The sequence below is a fragment of the Bradyrhizobium sp. HKCCYLRH2060 genome (assembly GCF_051168135.1).
GTDB lineage: Bacteria > Pseudomonadota > Alphaproteobacteria > Rhizobiales > Xanthobacteraceae > Bradyrhizobium.
This window is the reverse complement of the sequence record NZ_JBNPUK010000006.1, coordinates 50,739-68,108: the sequence shown is the minus strand read 5'-3', so window position 1 is coordinate 68,108 and position 17,370 is coordinate 50,739. Positions and strand designations below refer to the sequence as shown.

At 66.7% G+C, this 17,370-nt stretch carries 16 protein-coding genes; 6 read left to right on the top strand and 10 right to left on the bottom strand.

Translation table 11 applies throughout. The features are described from left to right. Positions 1–45: 45 nt before the first annotated feature. The 5 genes from ACQR10_RS14520 to cobS form a co-directional block, all read right to left on the bottom strand. Entirely contained in the window at positions 46–1,146 is a 1,101-nt protein-coding gene (locus ACQR10_RS14520; RefSeq protein ID WP_316182913.1) for an LLM class flavin-dependent oxidoreductase, read from the bottom strand. A gap of 217 nt (positions 1,147–1,363) precedes the next feature. Beyond that, positions 1,364–2,476, bottom strand: a complete 1,113-nt coding sequence (locus ACQR10_RS14515; protein WP_316182912.1) for an NADH:flavin oxidoreductase/NADH oxidase — start codon at positions 2,474–2,476, stop codon at positions 1,364–1,366. A 103-nt stretch (positions 2,477–2,579) separates the two neighbouring features. Then, the gene (locus ACQR10_RS14510) at positions 2,580–3,656 is read right to left on the bottom strand and encodes an esterase-like activity of phytase family protein (RefSeq protein ID WP_316182911.1); all 1,077 of its coding nucleotides are present in this window, start codon (positions 3,654–3,656) and stop codon (positions 2,580–2,582) included. Between the two features lie 64 nt (positions 3,657–3,720). After that, positions 3,721–5,622 (bottom strand): cobaltochelatase subunit CobT, encoded by a 1,902-nt coding sequence (gene cobT / locus ACQR10_RS14505; RefSeq protein ID WP_315800586.1) that lies wholly within the window; start codon positions 5,620–5,622, stop codon positions 3,721–3,723. Between the two features lie 144 nt (positions 5,623–5,766). Next, positions 5,767–6,765: a cobaltochelatase subunit CobS gene (gene cobS, locus ACQR10_RS14500; protein ID WP_315800587.1), complete on the bottom strand. Its 999-nt coding sequence runs from the start codon at positions 6,763–6,765 to the stop codon at positions 5,767–5,769. A gap of 296 nt (positions 6,766–7,061) precedes the next feature. Here cobS and ACQR10_RS14495 point away from each other — a divergent pair, with 296 nt between their 5' ends. Further along, the gene (locus tag ACQR10_RS14495) at positions 7,062–7,718 is read left to right on the top strand and encodes a DedA family protein (protein WP_434911985.1); all 657 of its coding nucleotides are present in this window, start codon (positions 7,062–7,064) and stop codon (positions 7,716–7,718) included. A 4-nt stretch (positions 7,719–7,722) separates the two neighbouring features. Here the strand turns inward: ACQR10_RS14495 and ACQR10_RS14490 are convergent, their stop codons facing one another. Further along, the gene (locus ACQR10_RS14490; RefSeq protein ID WP_316216833.1) at positions 7,723–8,946 is read right to left on the bottom strand and encodes a citrate synthase family protein; all 1,224 of its coding nucleotides are present in this window, start codon (positions 8,944–8,946) and stop codon (positions 7,723–7,725) included. An 81-nt stretch (positions 8,947–9,027) separates the two neighbouring features. Here ACQR10_RS14490 and ACQR10_RS14485 point away from each other — a divergent pair, with 81 nt between their 5' ends. Continuing rightward, positions 9,028–10,116 (top strand): citrate synthase/methylcitrate synthase, encoded by a 1,089-nt coding sequence (locus ACQR10_RS14485; protein ID WP_316216834.1) that lies wholly within the window; start codon positions 9,028–9,030, stop codon positions 10,114–10,116. Positions 10,117–10,159: 43 nt separating this feature from the next. On the opposite strand, the gene ACQR10_RS14480 is transcribed toward ACQR10_RS14485, so the two are convergent. Next, positions 10,160–10,804 carry a J domain-containing protein gene (locus tag ACQR10_RS14480; protein ID WP_315800591.1) on the bottom strand — a complete coding sequence of 215 codons (645 nt, stop codon included), beginning with the start codon at positions 10,802–10,804 and terminating at the stop codon, positions 10,160–10,162. A gap of 110 nt (positions 10,805–10,914) precedes the next feature. Between ACQR10_RS14480 and ACQR10_RS14475 the strand changes: the two genes are divergently transcribed. Beyond that, on the top strand, positions 10,915–11,184 hold the full coding sequence (locus tag ACQR10_RS14475; RefSeq protein ID WP_315800592.1) for a BolA family protein: 270 nt from the start codon (positions 10,915–10,917) through the stop codon (positions 11,182–11,184). A gap of 68 nt (positions 11,185–11,252) precedes the next feature. Here the strand turns inward: ACQR10_RS14475 and ACQR10_RS14470 are convergent, their stop codons facing one another. The 3 genes from ACQR10_RS14470 to ACQR10_RS14460 all read right to left on the bottom strand — a co-directional run bounded on the left by ACQR10_RS14470 (position 11,253) and on the right by ACQR10_RS14460 (position 14,441). Continuing rightward, entirely contained in the window at positions 11,253–12,557 is a 1,305-nt protein-coding gene (locus ACQR10_RS14470) for an HlyC/CorC family transporter (protein WP_315800593.1), read from the bottom strand. A gap of 73 nt (positions 12,558–12,630) precedes the next feature. Further along, on the bottom strand, positions 12,631–13,779 hold the full coding sequence (gene aroB / locus ACQR10_RS14465; protein ID WP_316216835.1) for a 3-dehydroquinate synthase: 1,149 nt from the start codon (positions 13,777–13,779) through the stop codon (positions 12,631–12,633). Continuing rightward, positions 13,776–14,441, bottom strand: a complete 666-nt coding sequence (locus ACQR10_RS14460) for a shikimate kinase (RefSeq protein ID WP_315800595.1) — start codon at positions 14,439–14,441, stop codon at positions 13,776–13,778. Before ACQR10_RS14460 ends, aroB begins: the two co-directional genes overlap by 4 nt. A 339-nt stretch (positions 14,442–14,780) precedes the next feature. Here ACQR10_RS14460 and ACQR10_RS14455 point away from each other — a divergent pair, with 339 nt between their 5' ends. The 3 genes from ACQR10_RS14455 (at position 14,781) to ACQR10_RS14445 (ending at position 17,237) form a co-directional block, all read left to right on the top strand. Then, on the top strand, positions 14,781–14,927 hold the full coding sequence (locus ACQR10_RS14455) for a histidine kinase (protein WP_315800919.1): 147 nt from the start codon (positions 14,781–14,783) through the stop codon (positions 14,925–14,927). Between the two features lie 171 nt (positions 14,928–15,098). After that, positions 15,099–16,055, top strand: a complete 957-nt coding sequence (gene xerD, locus ACQR10_RS14450) for a site-specific tyrosine recombinase XerD (protein WP_315800596.1) — start codon at positions 15,099–15,101, stop codon at positions 16,053–16,055. A 219-nt stretch (positions 16,056–16,274) separates the two neighbouring features. Beyond that, positions 16,275–17,237 carry an acetyl-CoA carboxylase carboxyltransferase subunit alpha gene (locus ACQR10_RS14445; protein WP_315800597.1) on the top strand — a complete coding sequence of 321 codons (963 nt, stop codon included), beginning with the start codon at positions 16,275–16,277 and terminating at the stop codon, positions 17,235–17,237. Positions 17,238–17,370 lie beyond the last annotated feature (133 nt).

Below are 17,370 nucleotides of genomic sequence, written 5' to 3'. Positions count from 1 at the left end.
CCCGAAAGGGAGGGGGAATGCTGGCGCCAAGATACTAGGACGTTACTAGGCGGCCTTGGTCAGGCCGGCATTGAGGTGGCTCAATCTCGGCATCACCTCCTGCTTCAACAGGCGCAGCGAGTTGTGCCAGGCTTCCGGCTTGTGCTTGTAGTCGAAGCCGAACACGCACAGCGTCCCGAAGCCGCCGACCTCGTGCCAGATCTTCTCGATCTTCTCGGTCACCGTGGCCGGCGAGCCGACGATCCAGTTGCGCTTGGCGCAATAGTCCACCGTCACGTCGGAATCCGGCACCTCGGGTGAGTGCTTCAGATAGTCCTTGAAGCCGAAATGGCCGAGCAGTGGCAGGAAATATTCGCCCATCATCCGCCCCATCATGTCGCCGGAGGACAAGCGCCAGGCTTCCTCGTCGGTCTCGGCGACGAACACCTCGCGCACCAGCCGCCAGTCATTGCGGCTGGGCTTTCGCCCGGACTTGGCCGCGCCGGCCTCGACCGAGTCCCAGTGCGACGACACATAGGCCGGGTTGAGGTTGAGGCTCATCGGGATGAAGCCGCGCTCGCCGGCGAGCTTGAGCGTGTCGGAGTTCTTCGACAGGCCGGCGACGCCGATCGGCGGATGCGGCGCCTGCACCGGCTTGATGTGCGGCTTGAGGAAGTCGAACATCACGTCGGGCTTGGTCACCGTCCAGTATTTGCCCTTGTGCGTGAACGGTGCCGGCTCGGTCCACAGACGCAGGATGATCTCCAGCGCCTCGCGCGTCATCTCGCGGTTCTGGCCGCTCATGCCGTCGACGTTGAACATCGCCCAGTCGCTCGGCAGACCGGATGCGGCAATGCCGAAATTGAGCCGGCCGTCGGACAGATGATCCAGCATCGCAACGCGGTTGGCGAGCTCGGCCGGGTGATGATAGGGCAGAAGGAAGCCGCCCGGCCCAAGCCGGATGTTCTTCGTTTCACGGAAGGCCTGCGCCAGAATGAGATCGGGTGCCGGGTGCGGCTCCCAGGGCGCGGTGTGATGCTCGCCGATCCAGGCTTCCTGATAGCCGAGTTCGTCGAGCCACCGCAGGACCTGCAGGTCCCATTCCTGCCCCTCCTTCAATCCGCACTCCGGCGGATGCGAGGGCATCGTGAAGTATCCGATTTCCATGGCGCTTTCCTCTCGCGTTTGTATTGCGGCGCATCTTTGTGATGCGCTCATCGTCACGCGAGACGAAACACGACCAGACGAGTCGGCATCGCCGCACGTGGTCTGCGAAGTCTAGCACTTCGTCCGACAGCGACAATCGTCAGCCGTGTCGCGGGCGGAATGATGACCGCAGAATTTTGCAACGCTGGTGCGCAACATTGCGGTCATCAATTGCACGTCAGCGTGCGCCGAACGTCGTCTTGCCGAACAGCTCCTTCTGCGTCGACGGCTGCGAGCGCCAATATTGCGGAGGTGCGGCGACCTGTCCGCCGAGCTCCGCTGCCGCGTGCCAGCCCCAGCGCGGGTCATAGAGCATGCCGCGGGCCAGCGCGACCATGTCGGCCTTGCCCGAGGCCACGATCTCCTCGGCCTGCTGCGCCTGCGTGATGAGACCGACCGCCATGGTCGGAAGCCCCGTCGCCTGTTTCACGGCCGCGGCAAACGGCACCTGGTAGCCGGGTCCGAGGGCGATCTTCTGCAACGGCGACACGCCGCCCGAGGAGACGTCGATCCAGTCGGCGCCGCGGCGCTTCAGCTCTTGCGCAAATATGATGGTCTGCTCGAGATCCCAGCCGCCGTCGACCCAGTCGGTGGCCGAGACACGCATGCCGACCGGCTTGTCCGCAGGCAAGACGGCGCGCACCGCATCGTAAACTTCGAGCGGAAAGCGCATGCGGTTCTCCAGAGACCCGCCATAGCTGTCGGTGCGCTGGTTGGCGATCGGCGACAGAAACTGATGCAACAGATAGCCATGCGCGCCGTGGAGCTCGATCGCGTCGATGCCGAGGCGCGACGCCCGTTGCGCTGCAGAAACGAACGCATCGCGAATGCGGGCCAGGCCCGCGAGATCGAGCGCCTCCGGCGCGAGCTCGCCCGCCTTGTGCGGCAAGGCCGACGGCGCCACCGTCCGCCATCCGCCGTCCGCGAGCGGAATCTGCTGTCCGCCATCCCACGGCTTGTGGCTGGAGCCCTTGCGGCCGGCATGGGCGAGCTGCATCGCGACCGCGGCCTTCGAATGTTTGCGAACCGAGGCCAGGATCGGCTTCAGCGCAGCTTCCGTCACATCGTCCCACAGCCCGAGACAGCCCGGCGTGATGCGCCCGATCGGCTCGACATGCGTCGCCTCGATGCAGAACATCGCCGCGCCTGACAGCGCCAGCGTGTTGATGTGGGTGAAGTGCCAGTCATTGGCAGCGCCATTCTCGGCCGAGTACTGGCACATCGGCGACACCATGATGCGGTTGGCGAGTTCGAGACTGCGCAGCTTGATCGGAGTGAACAGGGCGCTCATGCTGAGTTCCAGGTTGTGACGGTTGACGCGATGATCCGATGGCCGCGAGTGTCGATCATGGACGAGCCGCGGTCAACGCGAGCCGCCGCAGCGGTATCGCTGCTCACTCCATCAGCGTGAACTGCAGCAGCAGCGTGCGCTGGATCATCGAGAAGTTGTCGTCGGACACCAGCGTCAGCACGGTCTCGCCGTCCGGCGTGACATGCGCATCGATGCCCTCGAGATTGTCGATCTCCTGGCCGAGATCGGCGGAGAAGATCGCCGGACCATCGACCAGCGCGCCCGGCGCGATCTGCGCTAGCGTCAGCCGGCGGATTCGAATGCCGACCCCGTTGAACAGCGAGAACTTGCGTTCGAGCACCAGAAGATCACCGGACGGCAGCAGCACGGCATCACTGACGTCGAACTCGTTGCTACGGACGATGCTAAACTGTCCCGCGGCCGGTCCGCCGATCAGGAAGGCCAGCAGATTGCCGTTCGCGTCCAGACCGCGCTCGGACAGCGCGATCAGGGTGCCGGCGAGCGGCAGGCCCTTCGGCACGACCACCAACGCCTCCAGTCCCTTGTTGTGGGGCAGCCGTCTGGCGGCCGGCGGCAGCGGCACGATCTCGCCGCGCGCGCCGGTTCCACCCTTGGCGAAGTCGTAGCGCAGGAGCTGGTTGACGCGTTCGAGGCCGACATAGACGATGTCTCCATCGCGCGCGAGCGACTCGGAATCATACCAACCGCGATCGGTGATGGGCCGTCCGTCCGGACCAAGCAGCGGCGCCGCTTCGACGTCGGCGAGCCCCGCGATCTCGCGACCGGAATAGGCAATGCGGCCGGTGAACCAGCCGCCCTTGTCGCTGACCGCGAGGAAGCGTTCACCCTTGGCATCGAGCCGGATGCCGGACAGGCCACCGAAGCCGGGAAAAGACGAGGTCAGCGCCACGCCGCTGCGATATTGCAGCATCCCGAAGCGCAGATGCGTCCGATCACGGAGGTCGAACGAGGGCAGCGGTCGCGCGTTGACCTCGATCTTGACCGCCGATGTGACGGAGTGCTCGTCGATGGTGACGCGTCCGCGGACCGGCGCCGGCGCAAGCTGCGCGCGAGCCGTCCTGGACCATGCGAATGCCGACACTCCGCCGATGGTCAGCGCGAGAAAGCGCCTGCGGTCGGCAATCGCCTGCAGCGACATCGTCAGCGGAGCCCCCTCCCCCACCTCCTCCAAGACGGAGGAGACGCAGCCGGCCGACGGCCGCTTACGAATGCAGCCTGCGCTTTGGTCCCGGCGCAGGCTGCGGTGCCGCGTGGGTCTCCGTGAACAATTCGGCGAGCTTCTCGGTGATGGCGCCACCGAGCTCCTCGGCATCGACGATGGTCACCGCGCGACGGTAGTAGCGGGTGACGTCGTGGCCGATGCCGATCGCGATCAGCTCGACCGGCGAGCGGGTCTCGATCTCCTCGATGATGTGGCGCAGATGCCGCTCGAGATAGTTGCCGGGATTGACCGACAGCGTGGAGTCATCGACCGGCGCGCCGTCCGAGATCATCATCAGGATCTTGCGCTGCTCGGCACGCCCGAGCAGGCGCTTGTGCGCCCAGTCGAGCGCCTCGCCGTCGATGTTCTCTTTCAACAGCCCCTCGCGCATCATCAGGCCGAGATTCTTGCGCGCCCGCCGCCACGGCGCATCGGCCGACTTGTAGATGATATGGCGGAGATCGTTGAGGCGGCCGGGATTGGCCGGCTTGCCGGCGGCAAGCCACGCCTCGCGCGACTGCCCGCCCTTCCAGGCCCGCGTCGTGAAGCCGAGGATCTCGACCTTGACGCCGCAGCGCTCCAGCGTGCGGGCGAGGATGTCGGCGCAAGTCGCGGCCACCGTGATCGGTCGGCCACGCATCGAGCCGGAATTGTCGAGCAGCAGGGTCACCACGGTGTCACGGAAGGTCGCTTCCTTCTCACGCATGAACGACAGCGGTTGATAGGGGTCGATGACCACGCGCGACAGCCGCGCCGGATCGAGGATGCCTTCCTCGAGATCGAACTCCCAGGCGCGGTTCTGCTGCGCCATCAGCCGGCGCTGCAGCCGGTTGGCGAGCCGCGCCACGATGCCCTGCAGATGTGCGAGCTGCTTGTCGAGATAGGAGCGCAGCCGCTCCAGCTCGTCATGGTCGCACAGGTCTTCCGCGGCAATGACCTCGTCGAACTTCGGCGCGAAGGCGTGATATTCCGGCCCGCGCGGCTCGTTGGCGCCGCCGCGGTTCGGACGCGTCGCCTCGCCCGGCGTCTCGTCGTCGCCGAGCTCGCCGTCGTCGAGCGTGTCGGACGCCGAAGCCTGGGCGGCCTCCATCGCGCTCTCCGACATCTCGTCCGACGTCGTCTGCGCCTGGTCTGCGCTCATCTCCTGCGCGGCGTCGGATTCGGGCGAGCCCTCGGCGCCGGACTGGTCGTTGTCGCCGTCGCGGCTGTCGTCGTTGTCCTCGTCCTCTTCGGAATCGGCGTTGCGCTCGTCGCCGAGATCCAGCGCCGACAAGAGATCGTGCACGAGGTCGCCGAACTTCGCCTGATCCTCGGTGAAGCGGCCGAGCTCATCGAGACGCTGGCCGATCCTGTCCTCCAGGAACGGACGCCAGAGATCGACCACCTTGCGCGCCGCGTTCGGCGGCGCCATGCCAGTGAGGCGCTCACGCACCATCATGGCCAACGCATCCGACAGCGGTGCGTCGGCACGGTCGGTGATCTCGTCATATTTGCCGCGATGGAAGTGATCATCGAGCATCGCCGTGAGATTCTTGGCGACGCCGGCCATGCGTTTTGCACCGATCGCCTCGACACGCGCCTGCTCGACCGCCTCGAACACGCCACGCGCCTGCGGATTGCCCGGGATCAGCTTGCGATGGATTTTCGGATCGTGGCAGGCGAGCTTCAGCGCGATCGAGTCGGCATGGCCGCGCACGACGGCGGCGTCGCGCTTGGTCATCTTGCGCGCCGGCTCCGGCAGCCGGGCCTTGCCCGGCGCAAGGCCGGGACGCTCGGCCGCGAAGGAGACTTCGAGCTCAGGCGCCCTGGCGATCGCGCGCAGGCACCCCGTGACCGACCTCTTGAAAGGTTCGGTCGGTGCTTCCTTGACGCCAGGACGGGGCTTGTTGCTCGGTGTGGTCATCTGGTTCCTGCGGCTATCGTCCCGGCGAACGCCAGGCCCGATAACCACCGGCGTTCGTTTGTTCGCACTCGCTCTCCCGCATCACCCCACGAGAGAGGCCGCGGCGTATGGGTCCCGGCCCGAGGCCGGGACCACGCCGTTGTGTCAGCTCAGCGCCACGTTGATGGAGGATTCCGGCAGCTCCGCATTGAAGCAGCGCTGATAGAATTCGGCGACCAGCGGACGCTCGAGCTCGTCGCACTTGTTGAGGAACGTCACACGGAAGGCGAAGCCGATGTCACCGAAGATCTCGGCGTTCTCGGCCCAGGTGATCACCGTGCGCGGGCTCATCACCGTCGACAGATCGCCATTGGCGAAGGCGTTGCGCGTGAGGTCGGCGAGCCGCACCATCTTGTTCACGATGTCGCGTCCCTGCGCGTTCTGATAGTGCTTGGCCTTGGCCAGCACGATCTCGACCTCCTCGTCATGGGCGAGGTAGTTGAGCGTGGTGACGATCGACCAGCGGTCCATCTGGCCCTGGTTGATCTGCTGGGTGCCGTGATAGAGGCCCGAGGTATCGCCAAGGCCGATCGTATTGGCGGTCGCGAACAGGCGGAATGCCGGGTGCGGCTTGATCACCTTGTTCTGGTCGAGCAGCGTCAGGCGGCCCGACACCTCCAACACGCGCTGGATCACGAACATCACGTCCGGACGGCCGGCGTCGTATTCGTCGAACACCAGCGCGACGTTGTGCTGCAGTGCCCAGGGCAGGATGCCGTCACGGAACTCGGTCACCTGCTTGCCGTCCTTGACCACGATCGCGTCCTTGCCGACGAGGTCGATACGGCTGATGTGGCTGTCGAGATTGACCCGCACGCACGGCCAGTTGAGCCGCGCCGCGACCTGCTCGATATGGGTCGACTTGCCCGTTCCATGGTAGCCGGTCACCATCACGCGGCGGTTCTTGGCGAAGCCGGCCAGGATCGCCAGCGTGGTGGCGCGGTCGAAGCGGTAATCGGCATCGACCTCGGGAACGTGCGGGTCGGTCGCTGAAAAAGCCGGCACCTCAAGGTCGCTGTCGATCCCGAACACCTGCCGCACCGACACCTTCATGTCGGGCACACCGGTCATCTCCTGCGCATTGGTCGTAGCGGCGGTCGTCATTCATCCTCCGAGGTCCCGGGCATTCCCGAAACCAGATTTCATGTTTGGCTGCGGTTGAAGGGCTTCGACGTAAGCCTAGCAGAGAGCACGCGCGGGCAGAAGCCTAAGCCTTGATCAAAGTTCCGTCGTTATATCATCGAGATAGGCATGGGTGGCCGTTTTCGGAAGGCTGCCCTGCGAATCGTGCCACCTTTTCGCCCACCGGCTCTTCCCAGGAATCTCGACGTGGCACCCGGGGCCGGGGTTCCTACTTATCGGGAAGTCCCCGCCCCACCCTCTCCACCAACAGGAACCGCGTGGCCCATCCGCTCGACCCACTCATTGCCTTTGTCTCAGCGCATGCGGGACTGGCCTATCTCACCCTGTTTCTGGCCGCCTTGCTGGAGGCGATCCCGATCGTGGGCTCGGTGATTCCGGGCACGACCATCATCCTGGCGCTGAGCGCGCTGATTCCGGGCGGCGAGCTGACCCTGCAATGGGTGCTGGCGGCGGCCGTCCTGGGCGCGGTGCTCGGGGACGGCGGGGCGTTCTGGGTCGGCCATCGCCGGCAGCGCGAGATCCTGGCGAACTGGCCATTCTCGAACTATCCGCGCCTGGTGGCGCAGAGCGAGGCCTTCTTCCACCGGTTCGGCACCCTGGCGATCTTCTTCGCCCGCTTTGTCGCGCCGATCCGAGCCGTCGTGCCGATCACGGCCGGCGCGCTCGACATCCCTCCGCTGCGCTTCTACGCCGTGAACATCCCAGCCATCGCGCTGTGGGCCTGCGCCCACGTCCTGCCCGGCGTCTTCGCGGTGCAGCTGTTGCACCGTTATGGCGGGATTCCGCATCATAGCCATATCGCCAAGTCCACCTGGATCATCGCGGCTGTCGCGGGCACGATCGTGGTCTGGCTGGTCCTCAGATTGGTGCGGAAGCGGCGCGAGTCTGAGCTCGCCGCTGGCGTCACGGATTAGAACGCTACAGCGCATCCAACATGGCTCCGCGGCCGGGTGCGGGTCCGATATAGCGAGCACGTGGGCGGATCAGGCGGCCGTGCTGCAGCTGCTCGCAGGCATGGGCGAGCCAGCCGACGCAGCGTGCCATCGCGAACAGCGCCAGCTCGCTGCCGGCAGGCAGCCGCAGGCTATGCACCAGCACCGCCAGCGCATAGTCGATATTGACGAACTCGCCGGTCGCCTCGGCGATCCGCTCCGGCACCTCGCGGGTGAATTTGCGCGGCGCGCCGGCGCGCGTCAGCGCCTCCAGCAGCGAGATGGCGCGGGGGTCGCCGTGCTTGTAGACGCCGTGGCCGAAGCCCGCGAAGCGCTCGCCGAGCGCCACGCGCTCGCGGATCAGCGGCGCGACATCGCGATCGATGAGGGTCTTCACCAGTTGCGACGCCAGGACGCCGGCGCCGCCGTGCTGCGGTCCCTTGAGCGCCGCCAGACCCGCGATGACGGCATCATAAAGGCTGAGGCCCGTCGACGCCGCGCAGCGGACGGTGAAGGTCGACGCATTCAGCTCATGATCGGCCAGCAGCACCAGGGTGCGGCGGATCAGGTCCGGCGCATGTTCATGTCCGGGCGCCCAGCTCCGTGCGACCTGAACATGGAGCGGATCGGCTGAGGCGGGCTGGTTCAACATGGTTGCGACCACCAGCCGGACGATGCGCGCGCCGACCAGGGCCCGGCCATCGGGAGCGCGGTTGAACGCCGCGGGATCGGCATGTGTCGCCAGCGCCAGCACCGCGATGGCCCGGTCGATCGGCGCCGCACGCCGCGCGGCATCGGCGATGAAACCCATCTCCTCCGACACGGCCGGAAGGTTGCCCGGCGCAAACGGATCGAGCGCGGTCACGTCCCACAGCAGGGTCGCAGCATGTTCCAGCGTGCCGCGCACGGCTAGGTCGACGCAATTGACGCCTCGATAGATCGGACCGGCTTCGGTGATTGTCGACACGGCGGAATCGAACACGGGGAGGTCCGCATCGAAGCTGCGGAAGGCGCGCGGCTCGGGCGCCGGTGCGCGCCGCTCCTTCAGGGCCCGGATGTCCTCGGCGCGATAGCGGTTGCTGCGCGAATTCGGCGACGGCTCGGAGCGGACCAGTCCGCGGCTGACATAGGCGTAGAGGGTGGCCGGCGAGATCGCCAGTTCAGCCGAAGCTTCGCGCGCAGATAGGTAAAGACCGCTGTCTTTTTTCATATTGATCAGCTTAATCAAGATTGATCAAGTTGTCGACTGGGCGGATCTTGGCAGCGTGACCATTCTCGAAGGAGACCCGCCATGACCATCCAGCTCGGCAAGACCCCCATCGGCCTCGACGGAATCGCCGCCGCCGAGACCGTGCTCAGCCACGTCGACGGCCAGCAGGGGGAGCTCATCATCGCCGGAGCGCGTGTGGCCGACCTCGCCGCCGCCAGCGGCTTCGAGGGCGTGACTGCCCGACTATGGAGCGCGGCGACGAAGCGCAGCGTCGGCGAGACGGATGTCCGTGCCAGCCTCGGCCAGGCCCGCGCGCGCGCCTTTACGCGGCTGCCCGAGCTGCTCGCCGCGACCTCCGGCCTGTCGATCATCGACGGCTTCCGCGCCGCCATCGCGGCGCTGCGGTCCGAGCCCGGGCTCGACGACGAAGCCACGATCGTCGGCGCCTGCCCGGTGATCGCCGGCGCCCTGGTCCAGCGCGCACAGGGAGCACAGCCGATTGCGCCCGATCCTGACGCCAGCCACGCCGCCGACACCCTGCGCATGGTCCGCGGCGATACGCCTGCGGCTGGCGAGGTGGCGACGCTGGACACGTATCTCGTCACCGTCAGCGATCACGGCATGAACGCCTCGACCTTCGCCGCGCGCGTCGTCGCCTCGACCCAGGCCGACCTGTTCGCATCGGTGACCGCCGGCTATTGCGCGCTCACCGGCCCGCTGCATGGCGGGGCGCCGGAGCCGGTGCTGGAGATGCTCAACGCGATCGGCACGCGCGAGAACATCAAGCCGTGGGTCGACGCGGCGCTCGGCCGCGGCGAGCGGCTGATGGGGTTCGGACATCGGATCTATCGCGTGCGCGATCCGCGGGCCGACGTGCTCAAGGCCGCGATCGAGCGGCTGGCGGGCAGCGGCGCCGACCTGCCGTTTGCGAGCGAGGTGGAGGCTTACATCCGCCAGGCGCTGCGGCGGAAGAATCCGGAGCGGGCGCTCGACACCAATGTCGAGTTCTTCACCGCCATCCTGCTCGATGCGCTGAAGATTCCGCGCCAGGCGTTCACGCCGATCTTCGCGGTGGCGCGCGCCGCCGGCTGGACCGCCCATGCGCGGGAGCAGCAGCGGACGGGGCGGTTGATCCGGCCGAGCTCGGCCTATATCGGGCCGAAGCCCTGAGACCTTCGACGCAACGCGCGGCAGCCTCACGCGCTGCCGCGCGTCAGCCCTTCACCACCGTCTTCAGGTAGTTGTAGGCCTTGATGATCTCGATCAGGCGATCCTCGGTGGAGCGGTCGCCGCCATTGGCATCGGGATGGTGCTGCTTCACCAGCGCCTTGTACTTGACCTTGACGTCTTCCAGCGTCGCGTCGGGACCGAGGCCCATGACCTGCAGCGCCTTGCGCTCGGCGTTGAACACCTTGCGCGTCTCGGCCTTGGGGGCCGACCGGGGATCCGGGCGCCAGCTGCCGCGGCCGTTGATCTCGGCGAATACGCTGAACGGATCGGCGGCATCGCCGAGATCGCCCTCGGCGCTGCCGGTGCCGCGCTTGGCCGACGTGTTGGCCCCCATCTTCCAGGTCGGGCGGTGTCCGGTCAGCGCATCCTTCTGATAGCGCGCGACCGCCTCGGCGTTCATCCCCGAGAAGAAATTATAGGACTGGTTGTACTCGCGCACGTGATCGAGACAGAAGTGCCAATACTCGCGCGCGTTCTCGCGTCCCTTGGGCGCGCGATGCGAGCCCTTGTTCTTGCAGTCCGGCCACTGACAGGGCTGGGCCTCCTCGCGCACCACCGGCTGCCGCGCAGCCGCCTTCTTGGGCTTGATGCGGATGGAGTCGAAGAATTTGTTTGAATCGATCGGCATGGCGGACTTTGACTACGCAACGCGAAAAGCTTCAAGTCTTGACATTGCGAATACCTCGGGCGGGGACCGCCGATTGACGAAAAATAATTTGATGCGTATTTCCAGAGACCATGCGGACCCGAGATGCTATCATCAAAAAGTTGCGCGAAGCTTTCACGCCTGAAAGCCTCGATGTTCAGGACGAATCACATCTGCATGAAGGCCATATGGGCCATCAGCCGAGCGGTGAGACCCATTTCCGCGTGTATATTGTGTCGCAGGCCTTCGCGGGCAAGAGCCGTGTCGATCGCCACCGCCTGATCAACGCCGCATTGGCAGCGGAACTTGCCGGCTCGGTGCACGCGCTCGCGCTGCATGCGAAGGCGCCGGGCGAGGCTTGATCCCATCGCTTTGTTTGAGCATGATCTCTTCGGAAAACCGGCTTCCACTTTTCCGGATCATGCTCTAGCTAGAACGCCGTGCCTGCACGGCGCGGCCGCGTCTCCTCGGTTTCGCCGCGCGGCACCGGTACGATGCGCAGCGCAGTGATGCGATTGCGCTCCCGGCGCAGCACGCGAAACCGGAAGCCGTGGAACGTGAAGCTCTGGCCGCGCTCGGGGATCGAACGCGCCTCGTGAATGACGAGACCGGCAACTGTCGTTGCTTCCTCATCGGGCAGCGTCCAGTCCATCGCGCGATTGAGATCGCGGATCGGCACTGAGCCATCGACGACGACGGATCCGTCCGGCTGCACGCGCACACCCGCGACCTGCACATCCTGCTCGTCGGAGATGTCGCCGACGATCTCCTCCAGAATATCCTCCAGCGTGACGATGCCTTCGACCTCGCCATACTCGTCGACCACGAGCGCGAAATGCGTCTTGCGCCGGCGGAACGCCTTCAGCTGTTCCGACACGGACCGCATCTCGGGTACGAACCACGGCGGCAGCGCCAGTGAAGCAACGTCGATGTGCGACACGTCGCCCTCGGCGGCGCGGATCGCACGCAGCAGGTCCTTCGCATGCAGCACGCCGATGATGTTCTCCGGCGTGCCGCGCCACAGCGGGATGCGTGTGTATTCGGTGGCGAGCACCTCGCGCACCAGTTCTTCCTGCGGCAGGTCCGCATTCACCATCACCATCTCGGTGCGGTGGACCATGACGTCGGACACCTGCAATTCGCGCAGATCGAGCAGGCCGCCGAGCATGTCGCGATCCTGCTTCTCGACCTTGCCTTCATGATGCAACAGATCGACGGCGCCGCGCAGGCGTTCGGTCGGCGACAGGATCGGCTGATTGGCCCCGACCTTGAAGCCGATAAGCCGCATCAGCCCGCGCACGATCGCTTCGATCACGGCAAGCACCGGACCGAGCACGATCACCGCCGCCCGCATCGGCCTGGCGACCGCGAGCGAGACGCGATCCGGCGCGTTGATCGCGATCGTCTTCGGCAGCACCTCGGCAAAGATCACGACCAGCGCGGTCATCACGCCGGTCGCGTAGAGCACGCCGACCTCACCGAACCAGGCGGTGAAAATACCGGTCGCCAGCGCGGAGGCGCCGATATTGGCGATGTTGTTGCCGAGCAGCAGCGCGCCGATCAGCCGTTCGCGCGTGTCGAACAGGCTCGACACCACGTCGGCATCGCGATTGCCCTGCTTCGACAGCCGCAGCATCGAGGCGCGAGAGGCGCCGGTCAGCGCGGTCTCGCTCAGCGCAAAGAAGGCGGAGGCGGCGAGGAGGAGAATGACGACGGAGAGTGTGAACCAGTCCATGACGCCGATGTCGCTCTGGAGGGAGGCAGCCGATGATCCGTTGGCACTGCTCAATACGGCGTAAAGCCCGGGATCAGCTTCTGCTGCGCAATTTGGCCTGGAGAAAGTCGCGGACCCGCGCCGGATCGACGTCGTTCGCGATGACGGCGCGGCCGATGGCTTCCATCAGGATGAAGGTCAACTTGCCGCGCTTGACCTTCTTGTCCTGCGCCATCAAGGCCAAGAGCCGGTCGGCGTCGCCGATCCCCTCCTGGGCAAAGCCGGCGATGTCCTGCAGATGGGTCGGCAGGCCGACCGCAGCAAGGTGACGCTCGATGCGCACGACGTCGTCCGGCGGCAGCATGCCGAGCTCGGCCGAGAACTGCGCCGCCAGCACCATGCCGACGGAAACGCCCTCGCCGTGGAACAGGCGGTCGGAGAAGCCGGTGACGGCCTCCAGCGCATGGCCGAAGGTGTGGCCGAGATTGAGCAGCGCGCGGTCGCCAGTCTCGCGCTCGTCGCGGGCCACGATCGCCGCCTTGGCGCGGCACGAGGTCGCGACCGCGTGCTCGCGCGCGGCGCCGCCTCTGACGATGTCGGCGTGATTGGCCTCGAGCCAGGCGAAGAAGCTGGCATCGCCGAGCAGGCCGTATTTGGCGACCTCGGCATAGCCGGCGCGGAACTGGCGCGGCGACAGGGTATCGAGCACGGCGGTGTCGGCGATCACCAGCACCGGCTGATGGAAGGCGCCGAGCAGGTTCTTGCCTTGCGGCGAATTGATGCCGGTCTTGCCGCCGACGGAGCTGTCGACCTGCGCCAGCAGCGAGGTCGGCACCTGCACGAAATCGACGCCGCGGCGCAGGATGGCGGCCGCGAAGCCGGCGAGATCGCCGACCACGCCGCCACCGAGCGCGACGACCAGATCGTTGCGTTCGATCCTGGCAGCGATCAGCGCCTCGCTGACCTTCTCCAGGCCGGCATAGGTCTTGGAGCCCTCGCCCTCATCGACCACGATCGTGGACGCCGGGATGCCCGCCTCCGCCAGGATCGCCTCGGTCGGCTTCAGCCAATGCGCGGCCACGGTACGGTCGGTGACGATGGCCGTGCGCACGCCCGGCCGCAGCGCCGCGATGCGCTGGCCGAGCGAAGCCAGCACGCCGCGGCCGATGACGATGTCATAGGCGCGCTCGCCGAGCGCGACGTCGACGATGATCGGATCGGAATGCTTCAGAGGTGCTGTCATCGGAGCGCGCCCATCGCGTGCGGAGGATCGGGTTGAACTGGATCGGGTTGCGGTCCGGCCGGCCCCGCCTCGGTCTCCGGTGGCGAGAAGAACGCCTGCAGCGCCTCAATGCAGTCCTCGACAACGCGATCATGCGGCACATCGCGCGAGCAGATCGTGAGATCGGCAAGCTGGTAGACCGGCTCGCGCTCGACGAGCAGGCGAGCGACCGTGCCTTCGGGATCGGCGGTCTGCAGCAGCGGCCGGTCGGCCCGCCGCCGGACGCGGCGCATGATCACGTCGGCATCGGCCTTCAGCCAAACAGAGACCGCCTTCTCATGGATGCGCCGCCGCGTCTCCTCGCGCATGAAGGCGCCGCCACCGGTTGCCAGCACACCGGGCCCGTTTTCGAGCAGCCGGGCGATCACCCGGGCCTCGCCGTTGCGGAAATAGTCCTCGCCGCGCGATTCGAAGATTTCCGGTATGGTCATGCCGGCCGCGGTCTCGATCTCGGTGTCCGCATCGACGAAGGGCAGCCGCAACCGCGCCGCGAGCCGCCGGCCCACGGTCGACTTGCCGACACCCATCATGCCGACCAGCACGATCAGCCGCTTGCCGAGGCCTGCGAGAATAGCGGTCTCCGGAGCGGCTGGGCTTGCAGCGGGTTGGGACGTGTCGGTCATATGAAGGCTTCTAACCCAGCCCCTGCTGCTTTCAAAGGCATCCTGTTCCGCGACACGCAACCGGTTCTCCCCGCGGACGTCGTTCCGGGGCGCGCGTAGCGCGAGCCCGGAACCCATACCCACAGGATGCTGTGTGAGGCAGGCTGGCTGTTGGCATCTCGCCGACGACGTCGTCCCGCGGTGATGGATTCCGGGCTCGCCGCGCTGCGCGCGCCGCCCCGGAATGAGGGAGCAAGCAGAACCGACCTCCGGACGAACGGTGGAGAGCGCCGGACTTGCCAGCCGGGTGCGAACATGTTGGATGAAACTATTCCTTCCCTGGTGGCCCGCGCGACCCCGATGCCCAGCCTGTTCCGCTTCCTGACCGTGATCGCCGTCATCGTCGGCGTGGTCTATGGCGCGATCTACGCGCTGGCGAATTTCGTCAGTCCCAAATCGCGGGAGATGACGGTGACGATCCCGCCGGACAAGTTCCAGAAGAAATGATCCGGCACGCGAGCGCGAACTCAAAAGCCACACGGCATTGATTAAGCATTTTGCGCTTCTCTGAGGTGGCCGGGCGCCGCGATATCGGCCAGATTTGCAGTCACCGCTCGATGTGCCCCGGCGAATACCTCGTAGTGATTCGATCGCCTCGGACGCAGCGGATTTCACGACATGAAGGTCAAGGCCTCCGACGCCAGGCTGATGAGCCTGTTCCTCGACATGATGGCCGCCGAGCAGGGCGCCGGTCAGAACACGCTGGACGCCTATCGCCGCGACCTCACCGATCTCTCCGAATTTCTCGGCGGCAAGGCCAACAGCTTCGCCACGGCCGACACCCAGGCGTTGCGCGACTATCTCGCCGACCTCGATACCAGGGGCTTCAAGTCCTCCAGCGTGGCGCGGCGGCTGTCGGCGATGCGGCACCTGTTCCGCTTCCTGCTGAGCGAGCGCATCCGCAGCGACGATCCTGCTGCCATCCTGTCCGGCCCGAAACGCGGCCGTTCCTTGCCCAAGGTGCTGTCGATCGGCGATGTCGATCGGATGCTGACCAGGGCCAAGGAGCTCTCCGAGGTCGGCGAGGCCTCGCCGGCGCAGCGGCTGCGCGCGCTGCGGCTGTATTGCCTGCTCGAGGTGCTCTACGCGACCGGCCTGCGCGTCTCCGAGCTGGTGGCGCTGCCGCGCACCGCGGCCCGCAACGACGCCCGCATGATCGTGGTGCGCGGCAAGGGCAACAAGGAGCGGCTGGTGCCGCTGAACCAGGCCTCGCGCCAGGCGATGGCCGACTATCTCGCCGCCCTGGATGCGCTGAAGCCTGAGAAGAAGGCCAGTGCGACATTCGGCAAATGGCTGTTTCCCTCGTTCGGCGAGAGCGGCCACCTCACCCGCCAGCACTTCGCCCGCGACCTCAAGGAACTCGCGGTGGCCAGCGGCCTGCCCGCCCGGCTGGTGTCGCCGCACGTGCTGCGCCACGCCTTCGCCAGCCATCTGCTGCACAACGGCGCCGACCTGCGCATCGTCCAGACCCTGCTCGGCCACACCGACATCTCGACCACCCAGATCTACACCCACGTGGTCGAGGAGCGCCTCAAGAGCCTGGTCCGCGACCTGCACCCGCTGGCCGAGACCTGACCTCGCTTCACACCTTCCCGAAACCAAATCCGCCGGCGTGACGCCCGGCCGGCTTGACTTCGCGCCCGTCTGCCCCGAAAGAGCGCCATCCTGCCCGCGATCCCGGCGCGATGCCTGGAGGCTGGGCACCGATCGTACCCTAAGCTCCTGAAGTCGTTCGGCTTCAGGTCCGAAGGCCGAACCGATTTCGTCTCCCAGCGCTCTTCCTTCAGCTCTTCCATGCCGGATCCCATGCGCAGCTACCTCGATTTCGAAAAGCCTGTTGCCGAGCTCGATTCCAAGGTCGACGAACTCCGGGCGATGGCCGCCTCCGGCACCGATATCGGCGAGGAGGTCAGCCGGATCGAGGAGAAGGCCGGCCAGGCGCTGGCCGAGCTCTACGCCACGCTCACGCCGTGGCAGAAGACCATGGTGGCCCGCCATCCGCAGCGGCCGCACTTCACCGACTTCGTGGGCGGGCTGATCACCGAGTTCACCCCGCTCGCCGGCGACCGCAAGTTCGGCGAGGACGCCGCTCTGCTCGGCGGCTTCGGCCGCTTCCGCGGCGAGCCGATCTGCGTGATGGGCCAGGAAAAGGGCGCCACCACCGAGTCCCGGCTCAAACACAATTTCGGCATGGCCCGTCCCGAAGGCTACCGCAAGGCGGTCCGGCTGATGGAGATGGCCGAGCGCTTCGGCATCCCCGTTCTGTCGCTGGTCGATTCCGCCGGCGCCTATCCCGGCATCGGCGCCGAGGAGCGCGGCCAGGCCGAAGCGATCGCGCGCTCGACCGACGCCTGCCTGGCGCTCGGCGTCCCGAACATCGCGATCATCACCGGCGAAGGCATGTCGGGCGGCGCGATCGCGCTGACCACCGCCAACCGGGTGCTGATGCTGGAGCACGCGATCTACAGCGTGATCTCGCCGGAAGCCGCCTCCTCGATCCTCTGGCGCGACGGCACCAAGGCGCAGGAAGCCGCCAACAGCATGAAGATCACCGCCCAGGACATGCTCCGCTTCGGCGTGGTCGACACCATTCTCAAGGAGCCGGTCGGCGGCGCCCACCGCGATCCCGCGGCAATGATCGCGGCGACCGGCGAGGCGATCGCCCAGGCGCTCGACGAGCTGAAGGGCCTCGACGCCGACGCCATCCGCAAGCAGCGCCGGCAGAAGTTCATCGAGATCGGCCGCAAGCTCGGCTGACCGGGCTTGCGCTCGGGCCTCGGCGCTCGCGGTTTTGTGAGTCTTTCCAGCCGTTTGGCCGCATTTCGGCCCCGCCGACGGGGTCTGCTGTTTAGAAGTTGTTGACCAAGGCGGCCGGGGCCAGGTGGCATCG

What these genes read in the sequence shown, in the direction of transcription:
- ACQR10_RS14520 (WP_316182913.1), bottom strand. Translation starts at nt 1,146, where the DNA reads ATGGAAATCGGATACTTCACGATGCCCTCGCATCCGCCGGAGTGCGGA.
- ACQR10_RS14515 (WP_316182912.1), bottom strand. Translation starts at nt 2,476, where the DNA reads ATGAGCGCCCTGTTCACTCCGATCAAGCTGCGCAGTCTCGAACTCGCC.
- ACQR10_RS14510 (WP_316182911.1), bottom strand. Translation starts at nt 3,656, where the DNA reads ATGTCGCTGCAGGCGATTGCCGACCGCAGGCGCTTTCTCGCGCTGACC.
- cobT (WP_315800586.1), bottom strand. Translation starts at nt 5,622, where the DNA reads ATGACCACACCGAGCAACAAGCCCCGTCCTGGCGTCAAGGAAGCACCG.
- cobS (WP_315800587.1), bottom strand. Translation starts at nt 6,765, where the DNA reads ATGACGACCGCCGCTACGACCAATGCGCAGGAGATGACCGGTGTGCCC.
- ACQR10_RS14490 (WP_316216833.1), bottom strand. Translation starts at nt 8,946, where the DNA reads ATGAAAAAAGACAGCGGTCTTTACCTATCTGCGCGCGAAGCTTCGGCT.
- ACQR10_RS14485 (WP_316216834.1), top strand. Translation starts at nt 9,028, where the DNA reads ATGACCATCCAGCTCGGCAAGACCCCCATCGGCCTCGACGGAATCGCC.
- ACQR10_RS14480 (WP_315800591.1), bottom strand. Translation starts at nt 10,804, where the DNA reads ATGCCGATCGATTCAAACAAATTCTTCGACTCCATCCGCATCAAGCCC.
- ACQR10_RS14475 (WP_315800592.1), top strand. Translation starts at nt 10,915, where the DNA reads ATGCGGACCCGAGATGCTATCATCAAAAAGTTGCGCGAAGCTTTCACG.
- ACQR10_RS14470 (WP_315800593.1), bottom strand. Translation starts at nt 12,557, where the DNA reads ATGGACTGGTTCACACTCTCCGTCGTCATTCTCCTCCTCGCCGCCTCC.
- aroB (WP_316216835.1), bottom strand. Translation starts at nt 13,779, where the DNA reads ATGACAGCACCTCTGAAGCATTCCGATCCGATCATCGTCGACGTCGCG.
- ACQR10_RS14460 (WP_315800595.1), bottom strand. Translation starts at nt 14,441, where the DNA reads ATGACCGACACGTCCCAACCCGCTGCAAGCCCAGCCGCTCCGGAGACC.
- ACQR10_RS14455 (WP_315800919.1), top strand. Translation starts at nt 14,781, where the DNA reads ATGCCCAGCCTGTTCCGCTTCCTGACCGTGATCGCCGTCATCGTCGGC.
- xerD (WP_315800596.1), top strand. Translation starts at nt 15,099, where the DNA reads ATGAAGGTCAAGGCCTCCGACGCCAGGCTGATGAGCCTGTTCCTCGAC.
- ACQR10_RS14445 (WP_315800597.1), top strand. Translation starts at nt 16,275, where the DNA reads ATGCCGGATCCCATGCGCAGCTACCTCGATTTCGAAAAGCCTGTTGCC.